The organism is Mesorhizobium sp. WSM4306 (assembly GCF_007003975.1).
Lineage (GTDB): Bacteria > Pseudomonadota > Alphaproteobacteria > Rhizobiales > Rhizobiaceae > Mesorhizobium.
Genome location: NZ_VFTC01000013.1, coordinates 58,819 through 76,765, shown reverse-complemented (window position 1 = coordinate 76,765; position 17,947 = coordinate 58,819). Strand labels below are relative to the sequence as shown.

Below are 17,947 nucleotides of genomic sequence, written 5' to 3'. Positions count from 1 at the left end.
GCAACATCCCTTCCAATTTAGACCAGAAGGACGCCTGCAATGACCCGAGCCAGCACGTTCGATAGCAAGCCGCGGCAGATCAAGCTCGGTGCCTTCCTGCCCGGAGGCGGGCAGCATATTGCCGCCTGGCGCCATCCCGATGCGCCGGCCGACGGCGCCACCAATTTCGAGTTCCACAAACAGCTGGCGCTGACCGCCGAGCGCGGCCTGTTCGACGCCTATTTCCTGGCCGACAATCTAACCGTCGGTCTTGGCGCCCGCGAAGGCGGCAATGCCAAGATCGCCGGCTTCGAGCCGGTGACGCTGTTTGCGGCGCTGGCGCCGTTGACCACGCATCTCGGCTTCATCGCCACGGCCTCCACCACCTATGAGGAGCCCTATACGCTGGCGCGCAAATTCGCTTCGCTCGACCTGTTGTCGAACGGCCGCGCCGGCTGGAACGTGGTGACCTCGGCCGGCGACGAAACCGCGCGCAATTTCAACCGCGACGTCCAGCCCAACCACGCCGAGCGCTATGCGCGGGCGCATGAGCATGTCGAGACGGTCAAGGCGCTGTGGGACAGTTGGGAGGACGACGCCTTCATCCGCGACAAGCAGTCGGGCCGCTTCTACGACAAGGACAAGTTGCACGACATCGACCACAAGGGCGAGCACTTCAGCGTCAAGGGTCCGCTCAACGTGCCGCGCCCGGTGCAGGGACATCCGGTTGTCGTACAAGCCGGGCAGTCCGAAGACGGACGCGGGCTTGCCGCGCACTCGGCCGAAGTCATCTTCACCGCCCATCAGAAGCTCGAGACGGCGCAGGAATTCTACCGCGACATCAAGGCGCGCGTGGCGGAAGTCGGCCGCGACCCCGACCAGGTGCTGATCATGCCGGGCGTTGCGCCCTTCGTCGGCCGCACGGAGGAAGAAGCCCGTGCCAAATACCAGCAGCTCAACGACCTCATCCTGCCCGAGGACGGTGTTGCGCTGCTCAACGGGCTTGCCGGCCAGACGCTCGACATCCGTGGCTACCCGCTCGACGGCCCGCTGCCGCCGAGCAAGGAAACCGAAGGCATGAAGAGCCGCCAGGCGCTGATCCGGCAGATTGCCGACGAGCACAACTTCACCATCCGCCAGCTCTATCAATGGGTGGCGACCGCGCGCGGCCATTACACAATCGTCGGCAGCGTCACGCAGGTCGCTGACCAGTTGGAGGAATGGTTCACCAGCGAGGCGGCAGACGGCTTCAACATCCTTCCGCCCTGGCTGCCCGGCGCGCTCGACGATTTCGTCGACCTGGTCATTCCCGAACTGCAACGGCGCGGTCTTTTCCGCACCGCTTATGAAGGCCGCACACTGCGCGAGAATCTTGGGCTCAGGCGGCCGGAAAATCCGTGGACCGTCGCCCGCTCGACCGTCCTTGCCGCCGAATGATCCTCGTAGCTGAAGGGATGACGCGATGACATTGCAGCACATCGATCGGCCGATCACGATCCCCGCCAGTCGCAGCGAAAGCGGGCTCGGCGACGACTTTCTGCGCCTCGGCGGCAGGGCGGCTGTCCGCTTCCTGTCGCGCTACGGTGTACTTGTCGGTTTCCTGGCGCTCTGGCAGGTGGCGAGCAGCGCCGGCTGGGTCAACGCGGCGGTGCTGCCGCCGCTCGACATGATCATCGCAGCGCTCTGGAAGGGGCTTGCCGGTGGCAGCCTGCTCGGCGACATCGCCATCAGCCTGCAACGCGCCGGCATTGCCTTCGGCGCGGCGGTGGCGGTCGCCATCCCGCTCGGCCTGTTCATGGGCCAGGTGCGCCCGGTCGAAACCGCGCTCGATCCGATCCTGCAGGTATTCCGGCAGACGTCGGCGCTGGCGCTCTACCCCGTGTTCATCTTGCTCTTGGGGCTTGGCGAAACCTCGAAGATCTTCGTCATCTTCTGGGCGACACTGTTTCCGCTGCTGCTCAACACCACCAGCGGCGTCAAGGAAGTCGATCCCAAGCTGCTCGAAATGGCGCGCGTCTACGGCGCGAGCCGACTCACCGTGTTTCGCCGCGTCGTGCTGCCGGGCGCCGTGCCGTCGATCTTCGTCGGCCTGCGGCTGAGCGCCACCACCGCGCTGCTGCTCCTGATCGCCTCCGAGATGATCGGCGCCAACAAGGGCATCGGCTTCCAGGTGATGAACGCGCAATACAATTTCCAGATCCCGCTGATGTTTGCGGCAATCGTCATCCTCGCCGGGCTTGGCCTGATCGCCAACCAGGCGCTGGTCGCCCTGCAGCGGCGGCTCTGCCGCTGGAGCAACCCAGTCAACTAGCAGCCCGTCCCTCACCCTCCACTCAGGAAAGACCGGATCATGAAAATCACCCGCCGTTCCCTGCTTGCCGGCGCACCGCTTGCCGCCGGCCTCATCGCTGCCGGCCTGCCGCGCCTGGCTTTTGCCGAAACCGTACCGGTGAAATTTCGCTATCTCGCCAGCCGCGGCAGCATCTCGCCGCATGAGCTGGCCGCCGAGCTCGGCTACTACAGGGGGCTCGGCGTCGAGCTGGAAAATGTCGGCTATGCCTCGGGCGGACCGGAATCGCTGTTTGCGCTGTCGTCCGGCAGCGTCGACATCGGCTCGGCCGCCACCGCGGCGGTGATCAACTCGATCTCGGGCGGCAATGACTTCGTCGCCGCCTATCCGAGCAACGGCATCAACAAGGATGTGAAGAGCGTCTTCTACGTGCTGGAAGACAGCCCGATCAAATCGATCGCCGACATCGCCGGCAAGACCATCTCGGTCAACACGCTCGGCGCCCATCTCGACTATACGGTGCGCGAAGCCCTGCACAGCGTCGGCCTGCCGCCGGATGCCGCCAACCTCGTCGTCGTGCCCGGCCCGCAGCTGGAACAGACCTTGCGCTCGCGCCAGGTTGATATAGCCGGCCTCGGCTACTGGCAGGCGACCTTCGCCGGCGCGCTGGTCGCCAATGGCGGCGTGCGCGGCGTGTTCGACGACACCGATGTGCTGGGCGAACTCGCCGGCGGCTTCGTCGTGCTCAGGCGCGACTTCATTGCCGCCAATCCGGATGCGGCGCGCAACTTCGTCGAACAGTCGGCGCGCGCTTCAGACTGGTCGCGCCAGAATCCGGACGAAGCCCGCAAGGTGGTGGCCAACATCTTGAACAAGCGCGGCGAAAACGGCGATCTCGCCCGCTACTGGACCGGCTTTGGCTTGCGTGAAGGTGCGCAGGCGACCGACCGCGACATCGATTTCTGGGTCGCCGTGCTGGAGCGCGACGGCCGCCTGGCCAAAGGCAAGCTGAAAGCCGCCGATATCCTGTACCGGCCCGGCGAGACCAAGACGAACTGAGCTCCGAAACAGCTGAGAGATGAGATGACCGGTTCCAACCGTGGCGGAGAGGTCTCGATCCGCGACCTCTCCAAATCCTTCAGCCTCGGCGGGCGCCAGCTAGCCGTGCTGCGGACGCTCAACCTCGACATCCGTTCGGGGGAATGCCTTGTCATCGTCGGCGCCAGCGGCTCCGGCAAGACCACGCTGCTGCGCATTCTGGCCGGGCTGGAGACTGCCGACAGCGGTGCCGTCGCGATCGACGGCCAGCCGGTGCATGGCGTCGGCGCCGAGCGTGCCGTGATTTTCCAGGAGCCGCGCCTGCTGCCTTGGCTGAGCGTACTCGGCAATGTCGCCTTCGGCCTCGAAGTGCGCGGCGTTGCAAAGCAAGAAGCGGAGAAACGCGCCCGCTTCTACGTTGCGCTGGTCGGCCTTGCCGAATTCGCCGATGCTTTTCCGAGCCAGCTTTCGGGTGGCATGGCGCAGCGCGTCGGCATCGCCCGGGCGCTTACCGTCCAGCCCGAGATTCTCCTGCTCGACGAGCCGCTGGGAGCGCTGGACGCCATGACCAAGATCGGCATGCAGGAGGAACTGGCGCGCATCTGGAGCGAGGAGAACGTCACCATGGTGATGGTCACCCACGATCTGGAAGAGGCGATCTATCTAGCCGACCGGGTGCTGATCCTGCCCAAGGAGAAAGGTGGCGCGGCAAGGCTGATCGACATCGACCTGCCACGCCCGCGCGAGCGCAGCGAAACCCGCTTCGTGCGCTATCGCGAAGAATTGCTGCGCGAATTCGGATTGCACTGATCGAGGAAGGCCTCGACCCAGCCACGGCTGACCGCCAGAGCTTCGCCTTCTCTCGACTATTGCTTGCTGAACGTGCCCGTATAGGTGCGGTCGGCAAGCCCATAGGTGACGGCCAGCGTTCCGTCCGCCTGCATGACCGCGCTGACGTCAGCGCCATTGGGAAGGCGCCGCAGTTTCAACGTGTTGCCGAAGATCTTGCCTTCGCCGTCGGCTACGCCCGGTTTGTTATCGGCGACATCGCCCCAGGCGTAGGTGGCGGTGACATTGCCGCCGCGCGAAATCGTCAGCACGGCGAGCTTGCCGTCATACATCCCATCGAGACGTCCGCCCCATATGCCGGAAAATGCGACATATTTGGCCGGGATGCCCTCGCCGGGGGGCATGACCCTGACAGACGGATCGAGGACGGCTGCACCGTCCGGAGCAGAGATCGCGGCGGGCGCCATCGGCTGTGGTGCGGGCGCTGGCGGCGGGGATGATGGTTCAGGAGCCGACTGGCAGGCGACAAGCATGAATGCCGCGAAACCGAGCGTCGGAAAGAGACTGTTTGGTGGAGCCAATCGGAATCGAACCGACGACCTCTTGAATGCCATTCAAGCGCTCTCCCAACTGAGCTATGGCCCCACTCCGGCAGTCAGCCGGCGCCGTTGCCGGCGTAGAGGTCCGGAGCGGTTTCAACACCGCGCCGTTTAGTGCAGGCGGCTTCTAACCCCGCCTTCCCTGAATATCAAGCCTGCAAGAACCGCTTTTTCGTCACAGCTCAAGAAAGCCAGCGGGCGTACGCGCCCGCAGCCGATCAGACCTCGTCGTCGTCGTCGCCGACGCCGATCATGTCCGCGACATCGTCATCTTCTTCTTCTTCGTCGGCAAGGAACGTATCGTCCTCGTCGTCGCCGAGGTCGACATCATCCTCGTCGTCGCCCAGATCGGGAAGATCGTCGCTTCCGCCCTTGGCATCGTCATCGGCCTCTTCAAGCGAGACGACTTCAACGCCTTCTTCTTCCTCGGCGTCTACTTCCTTCTCGGCCACTTCCTCCTCCTCTTCGATGGCGGCAATCTTGCCTTCCTCGAAGTAGGAACGCGGATAGGTCTTGCCCGTATAGGGCGAGACGATCGGGTCCTTGTTCAGGTCGTAGAATTTTCGACCCGTCTCAGGGTCGACACGCTTTGTGCCAAGTTCGTTTTTTGCCACGGCAAGCCTCGTCAGTAAAAGAGTGGTCCCCATAACCACAGTTTACCGCGCTGTCAAAGCGAAAAGCCGGCGTCACAAAACCAAGTACTGAAAGGCCCCGCGCCAAGTGACGACCATGGGGATGACCATTTGTGCCCGCCGTGATACGAGACCGCCGCAACAAATGAAAAGCGCCGGTGCGCCGGCATTCCGTCCAGGGAAATTCCATGTCTCACGCCGCCGCTGCTAAGCCGGCCACCGCCCGCAAATCCCTAGCCCTTTCCGGCACCGCCCGCGTGCCGGGCGACAAGTCGATTTCACATCGTTCCATGATGTTCGGCGGCCTCGCCTCCGGCGAAACCCGCGTTACCGGCCTGCTCGAAGGCGAGGATGTGATGCGCACGGCCGCAGCCATGAAGGCGATGGGCGCGCATATCGAGAAGCGCGGCGCCGAGTGGGTAATCCGCGGCACCGGCAATGGCGCGCTGCTGCAGCCGGAAGGCCCACTCGATTTCGGCAATGCCGGCACCGGTTCGCGCCTCACCATGGGTCTTGTCGGCACTTATGACATGGAAACGACCTTCATCGGCGACGCTTCGCTATCGGGCCGGCCGATGGGCCGCGTGCTCGAACCCTTGCGCCAGATGGGCGTGCAGGTGCTGAAGGCAACGCCCGGTGACCGCATGCCGATCACGCTGCATGGGCCGAAGCACGCAGCACCCATCACTTACCGCGTGCCGATGGCCTCGGCGCAGGTGAAGTCGGCCGTGCTGCTCGCCGGCCTCAACACGCCCGGCATCACCACGGTGATCGAGCCGGTGATGACGCGCGATCACACCGAAAAGATGCTGAAGGGTTTTGGCGCGAATCTGTCGGTCGAAACCGACGAGCGCGGCGTGCGCCATATCTTCATCGAAGGCCAGGGCAAGCTGACCGGCCAGACCATCGCCGTGCCCGGCGATCCGTCCTCGGCCGGCTTCCCGCTGGTCGCCGCGCTCATCGTGCCGGGCTCCGACATTGTCATCGAGAACGTGCTGATGAACCCGACCCGCACGGGCCTGCTTTTGACACTGCAGGAAATGGGCGGCCAGATCGACATTTTGAACCCGCGCAATGCCGGCGGCGAGGATGTTGCAGATCTGCGTGTGCGCTATTCCGAACTCAACGGCGTCACCGTGCCGCCAGAGCGGGCGCCGTCGATGATCGACGAGTATCCGGTGCTGGCTGTCGCTGCCAGTTTCGCCGAGGGCGAGACGCTGATGCAGGGCCTGGAAGAGCTTCGGGTGAAGGAATCCGACCGGCTGGAGGCAGTCGCCAACGGGCTGAAGATCAATGGCGTCGACTGCACCGAGGGTGAGGCTTCGCTCGCGGTGCGCGGCAAGCCCGGCGGTAAGGGGCTCGGCGGCCATCCCAATGGGCAGGACTCGACCGTGCGGACCCATCTCGACCACCGCATCGCCATGAGCTTTCTGGTGATGGGCCTGGCGACGGAAAAGCCGGTGACCATCGACGACGCCGCCATGATCGCGACGAGCTTTCCGGAGTTCATGGATTTGATGACGGGGCTGGGCGCGGAGATCGGGTGAGATACGTTTTCGTTCATTGGAAACATGACATACCAGAGGAGCCGTCCCACCTCTGGTATGAAGTCGCCGACGACAATTTTCAGAACCGAACAATAGAATTCTATGCCGATGGCTCCGTGGGCTTCGCCATTCGCGGCCCCGCCCTTGACGGGTCGAAGGATATAGAAGTCGGAGGGACCGTAAATTCGACGGAAAGCTTTCCTGATCTCGCAGAGATCAATTCGGACAGCCAGTTCGAAGCCTCGGAAGTCACGGCGGTTGACTTCGAGCGCCAATGGCGTGAGGCACTTGCATCGAGGTTTCGAATGACCCACACCTTCACTATCGCCATCGACGGACCCGCCGGCGCCGGCAAAGGCACGCTGGCGCGGCGGCTCGCCGACCATTACCGGCTGAACCTGCTCGACACCGGCCTCACCTATCGTGCCGTTGCCTACGCGCTGCTCCAGCATGCGCTGCCGCTCGACAACGTTTCCGCGGCTGAGACCGCGGCGCGCCAGGTCGATCTGGCAAAGCTCGACCGGGGGGTGCTGTCGGCGCATGCGGTTGGCGAGGCCGCCTCGAAGGTTGCGGTTTACCCTACCGTGCGGCGCATCCTGGTGGAAAAGCAGCGCGACTTCGCCAAGACACCGCCGGGCGCGGTGCTCGATGGGCGCGACATCGGCACCGTGGTGTGTCCCGACGCCGACATAAAGCTCTATGTAACGGCGAGCGCGGAAGTGCGCGCGCAGCGCCGGCTGGCGGAGATCGAGAGCATTGGCGGCTCCGCCAATTTTTCCGAAATCCTCGCCGATATCGAGCGCCGCGACGAGCGCGACATGGGCCGCGCCGACTCGCCCTTGAAGCCGGCCACCGACGCGCACTTGCTTGATACCTCGCAAATGGCTATAGAGGCCGCGTTTCTGGCGGCCAAAGTGATCATAGACGACGCCTTGGCCAAGAGAGATAAAGCCTGATTGAAGGTTTTCCCGCTGCCACCGATTGTCGGAAGCGAAGAAAATACCCATATCGGGCACGAACCAGCCTGCCAGCATTCTTCATGCGCCGGAATTGCCGCTTAGGCGGCCCAGGGCTTTTGTAGCCCGGAACGCCGGCAGGCCAACGCAACGCTAACCCACGGCGCCCGTCCCGCTTCAGATGCGGGGCACTCCAGGAGAAAATATGTCAGCTGCAAATCCCACTCGCGACGATTTCGCGAGCCTGCTCGAAGAATCATTTACCACCGGTCACTCCGGCGAAGGTCAGGTCGTCAAGGGCACGATCCTGGCGATCGAAAAAGACATGGCCATCATTGATGTCGGCCTCAAGGTCGAAGGCCGCGTGCCGCTGAAGGAATTCGGCGTCAAGGGCAAGGACTCGACGCTCAAGGTCGGCGACACCGTCGAAGTCATGGTCGAGCGCATCGAGAACGCGCTGGGCGAAGCCGTCCTGTCGCGCGACAAGGCCCGCCGCGAAGAGAGCTGGGTCAAGCTCGAAGAGAAGTTCACCAAGGGCGAGCGCGTCGAAGGCGTCATCTTCAACCAGGTCAAGGGCGGCTTCACCGTCGACCTCGACGGCGCCGTGGCCTTCCTGCCGCGCAGCCAGGTCGATATCCGCCCGATCCGCGACGTCTCCCCGCTGATGCACAACCCGCAGCCCTTCGAGATCCTCAAGATGGATCGCCGCCGCGGCAACATCGTGGTGTCGCGCCGCACCGTGCTTGAGGAAAGCCGCGCCGAACAGCGTTCGGAAATCGTGCAGAACCTCGAAGAAGGCCAGGTTGTCGAAGGCGTCGTCAAGAACATCACCGATTACGGTGCGTTCGTCGACCTCGGCGGCATCGACGGCCTGCTGCATGTCACCGACATGGCTTGGCGCCGCGTCAACCATCCGACCGAAATCCTCAACATCGGTCAGACGGTCAAGGTGCAGATCATCCGCATCAACCAGGAAACCCACCGCATCTCGCTCGGCATGAAGCAGCTCGAGTCGGATCCGTGGTCCGAGATCGGCACCAAGTTCCCGATCGGCAAGAAGATCAAGGGCACCGTCACCAACATCACCGACTACGGCGCGTTCGTCGAGCTGGAGCCGGGCATCGAGGGCCTCATCCACGTTTCGGAAATGTCGTGGACCAAGAAGAACGTGCATCCGGGCAAGATCCTGTCGACGACGCAGGAAGTCGACGTGGTGGTGCTCGAGGTCGATCCGGCCAAGCGCCGCATCTCGCTCGGCCTCAAGCAGACGCTCGAGAATCCGTGGCAGGCTTTCGCCTCCAGCCATCCGGTCGGCAGCCAGGTCGAGGGCGAGGTCAAGAACAAGACCGAGTTCGGCCTGTTCATCGGCCTCGAAGGCGACGTGGACGGCATGGTGCACCTCTCCGACCTCGACTGGACCCGTCCGGGCGAACAGGTCATCGAAGAGTACAATCGCGGCGACATGGTCAAGGCGCAGGTGCTCGACGTCGACATCGACAAGGAGCGCATCTCGCTCGGCATCAAGCAGCTGGCCAAGGATACGGTCGGCGAAGCGGCGACTTCGGGCGAACTGCGCAAGAACGCGGTCGTCACCTGCGAAGTCATCGGCGTCAAGGATGGCGGTCTGGAAGTGCGGCTAGTCGACAGCGGCATCGAGACCTTCATCAAGCGCTCGGACCTCAGCCGTGACCGCGACGAGCAGCGCCCCGAGCGCTTCACCGTCGGCCAGAAGGTTGACGCTCGCGTCATCGCCTTCGACAAGAAGACCCGCAAGCTGCAGGTCTCGATCAAGGCGCTGGAAATCGCCGAAGAGAAGGAAGCAGTCGCTCAGTACGGCTCGACCGACTCCGGCGCTTCGCTGGGCGACATCCTGGGCGCCGCGCTGAAGAAGCAGGGCAGCTAAGCCGCTTCGCGCGCAACGCGTAAGCCTCGGTTGCTGCCGCGCTTCGCGCGCGGACTGAACAAGAAAACCCGCGGGCTGCAAGGCTCGCGGGTTTTTTCATGCGCGGTGAGAGCTGGGGGGCGGCGGCCTTACGAGGCGGTTGGCACAAGACAAAGACGGTGGAACCCCTTCAATTCGGCACGGGCGGCTGTAGGTTCGGGCGCATGTCGTTTGCGGGCATAAACGTGGAAGGTCACGCCCTTCGGGCAAAAGAGAAGCATCGCGCATGAAGGTCGTCGAACTCTATCGCTATCCGGTCAAGAGCCTGCGCGGCCATGCCGTGCCTAGCGCCGATATCGAGACCATGGGCATGGAAGGCGACCGTCGCTGGATGGTCGTCGACAAGGACGGGCAGTTCCTCACCATTCGCCAGATACCGGCAATGACGACGATCGACGTCGAGCATCGCGGCACCGGCATCCTGTTGAAACATGACAGGCACGGTTCGCGCGCCGTCGAGGCTCCAGGCCCAGGCGCCGCGCTGCGCCAGGTCAAGATCTGGAAGGACATGGTTGTTGCGCGGTCGGCCGATCCGGCCGCCGGCGCATATCTCTCGGCGATTCTTGGCCGGCCCGTCGATCTCGTCTATTTCGACGATCCGCAAAACCGGCCGGTCGACCCGGAATTCGGCCAGCCCGGCGACTACGTCGGCTTTGCCGACGGTTTTCCGCTGCTGGTCGCCACGACAGGCTCGCTGGACCATCTGAACAGCCATCTTGCCAGGCCCATTGAGATGGCGCGTTTTCGCCCGAACATCGTCCTCGACGCAGAAGGCGCATGGCCCGAAGACAGCTGGAAGACGATCCGCATCGGCTCTGTCGAGTTGCGGATCGCAAAGCCCTGCTCGCGCTGTGTCATCACCACCCGCGATCCGCACAGCGGCGAGCAGCCGGACCCGCGCGAGCCGTTGCAGACGCTTGGCAAACTCCACCGCTCCGCCAAGGGCGGCATCATCTTCGGCCAGAATGCGATTCCGAACAACGCCGGCACGATCTCGATCGGCGACGCAGTCGAGGTCGTGGAGGCGGGCGTCTCGAACCTGGCGTAGTCGTAGGTTCTTCTATGCGGTGGAAGCGTCGGCGGCCGCCATGCGCGCCAGGTCGGCAAAGGCCGTTAGTGGAAGCCAGACGGTTCGGAGGCCCCATGACCCGCATCGGTTTTGTCGCAGCAAGCTCGTCTGCAAATAAGCAGAGCCGGAGCCCCGCGGCGCCGCCGCCTCAGGCTCGGCCGTAAAGCGGCACCAGCGTGCCGCTCATCGCCAGATTGGCCGGCGATGCCAGATAGGCGATGGCCTCTGCGGCAGCTTCCAGGCTGACCCATTTGGTGACATCGGCATCCGGCATGTCGGCGCGGTTGGCCGGCGTATCGAGCGTCGAGGGCGCAATCGCGTTGACCAGTATGCCCTTGTGCTTCAACTCCTCCGCGATTGCCACCGTCATCGCCGCCACAGCGGCCTTGCTGGCGGCATAGGCGACCATGCCGCCGCCGCGGCGCGGGTCGAGCCCGGCGCGCGCGGTGACATTGACGATGCGGCCTGCCGTAGCCGAGCCAAGCATGGAGCGCACCGCGGCGCGGCAGCACAGGAAAGCGGTGCGCGCGTTGGTGTCCATCATTTCGGCAAAGGATGCGGATTCGATCTTCTCGACAGGTGCCGCGGCAAAACCACCGGCCAGATGGATGGAGGCCCAGAGATCGGGAACGCTGGCGTAGAAGGCATCGACCTTGGCGGGATCGGCGAGATCGACATTGTGCGCCAGGCGAACGCTGTCATCAGCTGCGAAAGGAAAATGCGAGGGGGCCGACGCGTGGGCATTGGGCACATGGCAGATCGCGCCGTCGGCCAATAGTTTGCCGACGACCGCAGCACCAAGCGCGCCAGTGCCGCCGGTGACCACGATATGCCTGCCCTGAAGTGTTTCCGTCATCCTGGACCGCTCCTGTAATTTTTTATGATTATGTCGTTCTTTCGCCGCGCCCGACGCAGAGCGTCGCGCCTTTTTAGCGATCACTCAACCGCCATCTCGACATGGCAGTGTTGCGTCTTTGCATCGCTCGAGGTTGCGTCGAACGGCGTCGCGGCTCTCATATCAGGCCTGGTTTATGGCTTGGCCAAGCGGCCAACCGTCGAGGATGGCATCCCAGAGCAGCCACTCGCAACCCGCCGGCCGTCTGACCTTGAAACTCAACTTGTGCAGCCAGAAGCCATCGTAGAGCGTACGGTGAGCCGCTTCGTCGAAAGGCTCCATCAACTGCCTTTGCAGGGCATGCGGCCGGTCGGCCCCGACCTGCGGCATACGCAGGAAGTCGCGCTGCAATTGCCTGTGGAGGAGAATGGCGGCCTCGATGTGATGCGGGAACATGAAATACTGAAGCAGCCTGTCATGCGTCTTCCAGTAGTCGGCGAGGTTGTGCAGCACGGTTTCGATCAGCGGGTGCCCCTTGCGGGCGTGGATGAACCAGGTCTCCACGAGCCTCGGGGCGCGATTGGTCTCGCGCAGGATGTAGAAATCCTCGGCTTCGATCTGCGGCGGAACCGGTTGCCTGAGCATGATCGTTGCGTCGAGCCATGTGCCGCCGTGGCGGGTAAGCAGGCTCAGCCGGATGAAGTTGGAAAAATGCGTGCGGTTCATCAGCCCGCGCCGGTGCTTGTCCCAGACATGGCCGGGCACATCGATATGGTCGCCAACGGTCCTTTCGTCGAGGACGACGAGTTCGCGCTCGCCCTTGTGGAGCTGCACGGAGCGCAGACAGGCCCTGACCACCGGCGGCGCCTCGTCGACGCCCTGCGCCCAGTATTGCCAGATCGGGCCGAGGCCCCCGGCCGGCTTGCTGGTGGAGCACCAACGCGAATGATCGATCGCGGCGTTGCGGGCGCGCCAGTCCCGCCGCCGGGCAAGGCTCATGCAGGATTTGGCCGCCTGCGTGCGCAACGACCATGGCAACGCCGGTGAAGACGCCGCCCAGCGCAGCGGCGCAAGATAGGGACGCTTCAGCGGATCGTTGAACGGCGGTTCGCTGAAAAACGAGCTCTCCGAACCATCGGCTGCTTGTGGCGCCACGCTCATTCGACAGTGATCTCCACCACACGCGCTTTGCCAGCCGCCCGTGCCCGCTTCAAGGCATCCGCGAGGCCGCCGGTGCCGGCAAGCCGTTCGGCTGATATGCCGTAAGCCTCGGCCAGCTTGCAGAAATCCGGTGGCGCCGGCGACACGCCGACTGGTTCGACGCCGACATCGAGCATCGAGGTCTCGATCTCGCGATAGCCTCTGTTGTTCCAGACGACGAAGATGACCGGCGCCGGCGCATCGAGCGCGGCGCCCAGTTCCGGCAGGGTGAACTGGAAGCCGCCATCGCCGGTGAGACAGACCACCGGCACGCCGGGCATGGCGAGCGCGGCGCCGATCGCCGCCGGCGGCCCGTAGCCGAGCGCACCGAAGCCTGTGGCGGCGTTGAACCAGCCGCCCGGCCGGTCATGATCATAGTAGAGATTGGCGGCGTAGATCGGCTGTGTGGAATCGCCGACGATGATGGCGCCCGGCAAGGCGTCGCGGATGGTTTCCACCGCATGCACCTGTGCTGCATAGGCCGGGCTCAGTTCGGCAAAGGCCGCTTTTCGTGTCGCGTCGGCGCGGCTCTCGCCGTCCTTCGCTGCGACATGATCAGGGCCTATCGCGGCAAGCAAGGTTTCGATCGCCTCAGCGCAATCGGCCTGGATGCCGACGCTTGCCGGGCGACGGGCGAGCTGGTCGGCGCCGATATCGATGCGGATCAGATTGGCCGGCAAGACAAAACCGCCATCGCTGTACCCGTCGTAATCGGTCGGGCCGAATTCGGTGCCGGCGGCGATGACCAGATCGGCGCCGGCCATCAGCGCCCGCACCGCTTTCAGGCTGGGGCTGGCAGGCACGCAAAGCGGATGCGCATGCAGCAGGCCCCGTGCATTGGCCGTCTGGACGACAGGCGCTCCCAGCCGCTCGGCCAGGCGCTGCAAGGGCTCACCGGCGCGCTTGGCGCCGCCGCCGGCCAGGATCAGCGGCCGGCGCGCGGTTGCGATCAGCCTGGCGGCTTCGACAATGGCCGCGCCATCCGGCGCCGGCGGCGCTGCATTGCTTAGCAAGGCAGCAATGCCGTCGGCCGGTTTGACCATGACGTCGGTCGGGATTTCGATATGCACAGGTCCCGGTCGCGAGGACGAAAACAGCGCGAAGGCCTGCGCCAAAGCGCCTGGCAATTCGCTGGCCTCGGTGACGCGCTGCGAAAACAGCGCCACCTTCTCCATCATGCCGCGCTGGTCCGGCAGCTCGTGCAGGAAGCCCAGCCCCTTGCCCAGCGTCGGCATCGCGTTGACGCCCGAAATCACCAGCATCGGCACCGAATCGGCGCGTGCCTGGCCCATGGCGGTGATGGTGTTGGTCAGCCCCGGTCCGGTGATGACGAAGGCGACGCCCGGCCTGCCGCTGGCGCGCGCATAGCCGTCGGCCATGAAGCCGGCACCCTGTTCGTGCCGCGGCGTGATGTGGCGGATTTTTGAGCGCGCCAGGCCGCGGTAAAGCTCGACCGTATGGACGCCCGGAATGCCGAAGACGGTGTCGACGCCATGCGCCTCGAGCAAAGTGATGAGGGCTTCGCCGAGCGTTGTCATTTGTCTTTTCCCCTTTCCGGTGCGAGGCCGAGCTCGGCCTCTATGGCTTTGACGCCGATCGCCGCCAATTCGCCAGGCGAGAACATCTCTGCGGCCAGACAGCCTTCGATCCAGAGCCCGTCGATGATCGCGTTGATGGCGATGGCATGGCGGCGCAGCTCATTTGCGTCCGGCCTGCGCTGTTCGGCGGCAAGCACTTCGGCCACGACCGCTTCCACCTCGTTGCGAAAGCCGAGATAGCCTTCGCGGTGGGCGCGAGCCAGGCTCGGATCCGCACCGGCGCGGCCGATGAAGGTTGCCCAGAGCGAAAACACCCGCGCATCGATGATCGGCGCGTTGAGGTTGGCGGTGACGAAGGCCGCAAGGCGCTGGCGCGGCGAAGCGTTTTCCATGAGCAAGGCCGCCTTCGCCTGCTCGGTCATGCGGCCCATCAGCGCCGCATAGGCTTCCTGCAGCAAGTCTTCCTTGCCGGGGAAATAGTGCCGGATCAGCCCGGCGGTGACGCCGGCGCGCAACGCGATGGTGCGCAGGCTGGCGCCCTCCAGGCCATGTTCCGCCACACTGCCTAGGGTCGCGTCGATCAGGTCCTGCCGCCGCCGCTCCTCGCCCTCGCGACGGAACTTGCGGCGCTCATTCATTGGCGCAGGATGGGCCGCGTCAGGCATGTCGGCCCACCTTCGCAGGCGATGCAAAGCGCATCCGCGTCGAAGATTTCAACCGTGCAGCCGGCTGCTTCCATGGCGGCCCTGGTCTTGGGAAAGCCTGCGACGGCAATGACCTTGTGCGGGCTGGTTGGCAGCACGTTCAGGCTGAGCCCGTTGGACGCGGCAAACTCTTCGGCGTCGCCCTCGACCAGCCGGATGCCGCGTGCCTTCAGCAACTGATAGAACGGCGCCGGCAAAAGCGGTGAATAGACCAGCGCGAGGTCGCCGGCCAGCGGGCTGATCACCGACATCAGATGCAGGCACGCCTCTTCGCCCTGCCACAGCGGCAGATCGAAGCCGTAGACGGAAATGCCAAGTGGCGTCAGCAGGTTGGACACCTGCTGGATGCCTTCCTGGTTGGACCGCACACCGCGCCCGATCACCAGCGTGCTGTTATCCAGCCATACGCAATCGCCGCCTTCGACCTGGCCGGGAGCCTCGACACGGCCGAGGATAGGAATACCCAGGCGTGTATAGGTTTCCTCATGCAGCGATGGCTCGCTCTCGCGCAATGGCTTGCCCATGGACAGGATCAGCGCGCCGCGGTCGGTCATCAGCGACGGGTCGTGGGTGAATACCGAGTCCGACAGTCCGTCGGCCTTGTCATCGATCCATTCGATTTCGGCGCCTGAAGCCGCCACCAGCTCAGCGAGGGCCGCGTGCTGCGACGCCGCTTTCGCGGGGTCGAAACCCGGGCCATAATGCCAGGTAGCCCTGTCGGCGCCGCGCATGGCGTTGGCCGCCGACCGCATCAGCACACGCCGCAACGGCGCCGCCATGGACTGTGATCCGAAAGCGCTCATCGATACCCTTTTCGAGGTGAAAAAAATGGAAAAAATTTCATCGAAAGCTATTTATACACTTGCACAATAAGGCCGCAAGTGCCGTAATGAGCGGGATTGACGGGCTCGCGCTGTTGGGTCCATGCTGAAGTCTAGAGTGGGCATTACAGCGTATGTTGATTAGCCGGATAGACGTTCGACGATCTGCCGTCGACCCTGTGGTAGAGGTCACCCGGTGAGCGCGGTGGGAGTCGCCACAGTCCCATCCGGCAAGGCGCAGAATATTGCGGCCGAAGCCATCCATGTCGAGAACCTGCACAAGAAATTCGGCCAGTTGCATGTGCTGAAGGGCGTTTCGCTGTCGGCGCGCGACGGCGAGGTGATCGCCATCATCGGCGGCTCTGGCTCCGGCAAATCGACGCTGCTGCGCTGCATCAACTGCCTGGAGAACCCGACCAGCGGCATCATCCGCGTCAATGGCGAGGAGATCAAGCTCAAGGCCGACAGCCACGGTCACACCGTGCCCGCCGATCGCCGGCAGATCGAACGCATCCGTTCCAAACTCGGCATGGTGTTCCAGAACTTCAACCTGTGGAGCCACATGACGCTGATCGAAAACGTCATCGAGGTTCCGGTGCATGTGCTGGGCGTCAAGCGCGACGTGGCGATCAGGGAAGCCGAAAAGCTTTTGGCGCGCGTCGGGCTGGCCGAAAAGCGCGACGTCTATCCGGCCTATCTCTCCGGCGGCCAGCAGCAGCGCGCGGCGATCGCCCGCGCCTTGGCCATCAACCCGCGCGTCATGCTGTTCGATGAGCCGACATCGGCGCTCGACCCGGAACTGGTCGGCGAGGTGCTGAAGGTGATCGGCGACCTGGCGCGCGAGGGGCGCACCATGGTGCTGGTGACGCATGAAATGAAATTCGCCCGCGAGGTCGCGACCCATGTCGTCTACCTCTACAACGGGCTGGTCGAGGAAGAGGGGCCGCCGGAGCAGATCTTCGGCGCACCGAAATCCGAAAGGCTGAAGCAGTTCATCCGCAACATCGGCTAGGAAGGCCGGGACGGAAGAAAACCGGGAACCAACAACAAACTGGGAGTCGTGACTATGAAGACTGTTCTGAAAACCTTCGCCGCAGCGCTGCTGCTCGGCGTCGCTGCCATGGGCGTGGCCAAGGCCGATCCGGTCAAGATCGGTGTCGCCGCCGAGCCCTATCCGCCCTTCACCTCGCCGGATGCCTCAGGCAAATGGGTCGGCTGGGAAATTGATTTCATCGACGCCGTCTGCGCCGAGGAGAAGCTCGACTGCGTCATTACGCCTGTCGCCTGGGACGGCATCATCCCGGCGCTGACGACCAAGAAGATCGACCTCATCGTCTCCTCTATGTCGATCACCGCCGAACGCGAGAAGACCATCGACTTCTCGGACAAGTACTATAACACGCCGACCGCCATCATCGGCCCGAAGGACCAGAAATTCGGCGCCACGCCGGACGACCTCAAGGGCAAGGTGGTCGGTGTGCAGGTGTCCACCACCCATGCCGTCTACGCCAAGAAGCATTTCGGCCCCACGGCCGCCGAGATCAAGGAATACCAGACCCAGGATGAAGCCAACCAGGATCTGGCGGCCGGCCGCGTCGACGCGGTGCAGGCCGATTCCATCGCGCTCGATGCTTTCCTGAAATCCGACCAGGGCAAGGCCTGCTGCGACCTGAAGGGCATGGTGGCTCCCGACGACGAAGTGCTCGGGCCGGGCGTGGGCGCCGGCGTGCGCAAGGAAGACACCGAACTGAAAGCCAAGATCAACGCCGGCATCAAGGCGATCCGCGCCAACGGCAAATATGACGAGATCTCGAAGAAGTACTTCGATTTCGACATTTATGGTGGCGGCGGCGCGCAGTCGAACTGACGATCCTCGCATGAGCTAGGGGCATGGCGTCAAGCCATGCCTCTTCTGCCCGACCTTTTCCAGGAATGATTGTCGCCGGCGCTGCCGGCGGCGGTTAGAGCCAGCAATCCGGGGGCGACGCTGATCGACGCATTTCTTTCG

General features: G+C 64.1%; 17 protein-coding genes and 1 tRNA gene. 10 read left to right on the top strand and 8 right to left on the bottom strand.

Annotated features, from left to right (window positions below; all coding sequences use genetic code 11):
• Window positions 1-39: 39 nt before the first annotated feature.
• Genes FJV77_RS16900 through FJV77_RS16885 form a run of 4 tightly spaced genes read left to right on the top strand, consistent with a single transcriptional unit; the run spans window position 40 to window position 4,117 of the window.
• Entirely contained in the window at window positions 40-1,416 is a 1,377-nt protein-coding gene (locus FJV77_RS16900; RefSeq protein WP_142867915.1) for an LLM class flavin-dependent oxidoreductase, read from the top strand.
• 25 nt (window positions 1,417-1,441) lie between these two features.
• Window positions 1,442-2,290, top strand: coding sequence for an ABC transporter permease (locus tag FJV77_RS16895; RefSeq protein ID WP_142867914.1), 849 nt, complete (start codon window positions 1,442-1,444; stop codon window positions 2,288-2,290).
• Window positions 2,291-2,329: 39 nt separating this feature from the next.
• Window positions 2,330-3,328, top strand: a complete 999-nt coding sequence (locus tag FJV77_RS16890; protein ID WP_142867913.1) for an ABC transporter substrate-binding protein — start codon at window positions 2,330-2,332, stop codon at window positions 3,326-3,328.
• 24 nt (window positions 3,329-3,352) lie between these two features.
• Window positions 3,353-4,117, top strand: a complete 765-nt coding sequence (locus FJV77_RS16885; protein ID WP_142867912.1) for an ABC transporter ATP-binding protein — start codon at window positions 3,353-3,355, stop codon at window positions 4,115-4,117.
• A 56-nt stretch (window positions 4,118-4,173) separates the two neighbouring features.
• Here the strand turns inward: FJV77_RS16885 and FJV77_RS16880 are convergent, their stop codons facing one another.
• The 3 genes from FJV77_RS16880 to FJV77_RS16870 all read right to left on the bottom strand — a co-directional run bounded on the left by FJV77_RS16880 (window position 4,174) and on the right by FJV77_RS16870 (window position 5,309).
• Window positions 4,174-4,500 carry a hypothetical protein gene (locus FJV77_RS16880; RefSeq protein WP_246691289.1) on the bottom strand — a complete coding sequence of 109 codons (327 nt, stop codon included), beginning with the start codon at window positions 4,498-4,500 and terminating at the stop codon, window positions 4,174-4,176.
• Between the two features lie 165 nt (window positions 4,501-4,665).
• Window positions 4,666-4,741 (bottom strand) — tRNA-Ala (locus FJV77_RS16875).
• 172 nt (window positions 4,742-4,913) lie between these two features.
• Complete coding sequence (locus tag FJV77_RS16870; protein ID WP_142867911.1) at window positions 4,914-5,309, bottom strand: TIGR02300 family protein; 396 nt, start codon at window positions 5,307-5,309, stop codon at window positions 4,914-4,916.
• A 206-nt stretch (window positions 5,310-5,515) separates the two neighbouring features.
• Here FJV77_RS16870 and aroA point away from each other — a divergent pair, with 206 nt between their 5' ends.
• The 4 genes from aroA (at window position 5,516) to FJV77_RS16850 (ending at window position 10,820) form a co-directional block, all read left to right on the top strand.
• Complete coding sequence (gene aroA / locus FJV77_RS16865) at window positions 5,516-6,874, top strand: 3-phosphoshikimate 1-carboxyvinyltransferase (protein ID WP_142867910.1); 1,359 nt, start codon at window positions 5,516-5,518, stop codon at window positions 6,872-6,874.
• 305 nt (window positions 6,875-7,179) lie between these two features.
• Window positions 7,180-7,830 carry a (d)CMP kinase gene (gene cmk, locus FJV77_RS16860; protein WP_142867909.1) on the top strand — a complete coding sequence of 217 codons (651 nt, stop codon included), beginning with the start codon at window positions 7,180-7,182 and terminating at the stop codon, window positions 7,828-7,830.
• A gap of 205 nt (window positions 7,831-8,035) precedes the next feature.
• Complete coding sequence (gene rpsA / locus FJV77_RS16855; RefSeq protein WP_112563700.1) at window positions 8,036-9,733, top strand: 30S ribosomal protein S1; 1,698 nt, start codon at window positions 8,036-8,038, stop codon at window positions 9,731-9,733.
• Between the two features lie 265 nt (window positions 9,734-9,998).
• Entirely contained in the window at window positions 9,999-10,820 is an 822-nt protein-coding gene (locus FJV77_RS16850) for an MOSC domain-containing protein (protein WP_142867908.1), read from the top strand.
• A gap of 169 nt (window positions 10,821-10,989) precedes the next feature.
• Here FJV77_RS16850 and FJV77_RS16845 read toward each other — a convergent pair whose 3' ends face one another.
• The 5 genes from FJV77_RS16845 to FJV77_RS16825 form a co-directional block, all read right to left on the bottom strand.
• Window positions 10,990-11,697, bottom strand: a complete 708-nt coding sequence (locus FJV77_RS16845) for an SDR family NAD(P)-dependent oxidoreductase (protein ID WP_142867907.1) — start codon at window positions 11,695-11,697, stop codon at window positions 10,990-10,992.
• 162 nt (window positions 11,698-11,859) lie between these two features.
• Window positions 11,860-12,837 (bottom strand): capsular polysaccharide synthesis protein, encoded by a 978-nt coding sequence (locus FJV77_RS16840; protein WP_142867906.1) that lies wholly within the window; start codon window positions 12,835-12,837, stop codon window positions 11,860-11,862.
• Complete coding sequence (locus FJV77_RS16835) at window positions 12,834-14,414, bottom strand: 5-guanidino-2-oxopentanoate decarboxylase (RefSeq protein WP_142867905.1); 1,581 nt, start codon at window positions 14,412-14,414, stop codon at window positions 12,834-12,836. The genes FJV77_RS16840 and FJV77_RS16835 overlap by 4 nt, the downstream gene beginning before the upstream one ends.
• A complete protein-coding gene (locus FJV77_RS16830; protein WP_142867904.1) occupies window positions 14,411-15,079 on the bottom strand; it encodes a TetR family transcriptional regulator C-terminal domain-containing protein in 669 nt (222 codons plus the stop codon). Before FJV77_RS16830 ends, FJV77_RS16835 begins: the two co-directional genes overlap by 4 nt.
• On the bottom strand, window positions 15,049-15,921 hold the full coding sequence (locus tag FJV77_RS16825) for a dimethylarginine dimethylaminohydrolase family protein (RefSeq protein ID WP_142867903.1): 873 nt from the start codon (window positions 15,919-15,921) through the stop codon (window positions 15,049-15,051). The genes FJV77_RS16830 and FJV77_RS16825 overlap by 31 nt, the downstream gene beginning before the upstream one ends.
• Before the next feature lie 214 nt (window positions 15,922-16,135).
• Here FJV77_RS16825 and FJV77_RS16820 point away from each other — a divergent pair, with 214 nt between their 5' ends.
• Together FJV77_RS16820 and FJV77_RS16815 are read left to right on the top strand one after the other, a co-directional pair.
• Entirely contained in the window at window positions 16,136-16,951 is an 816-nt protein-coding gene (locus FJV77_RS16820) for an ABC transporter ATP-binding protein (protein WP_142867902.1), read from the top strand.
• Window positions 16,952-17,005: 54 nt separating this feature from the next.
• Window positions 17,006-17,806: a transporter substrate-binding domain-containing protein gene (locus tag FJV77_RS16815; RefSeq protein ID WP_142867901.1), complete on the top strand. Its 801-nt coding sequence runs from the start codon at window positions 17,006-17,008 to the stop codon at window positions 17,804-17,806.
• Window positions 17,807-17,947: the final 141 nt, after the last annotated feature.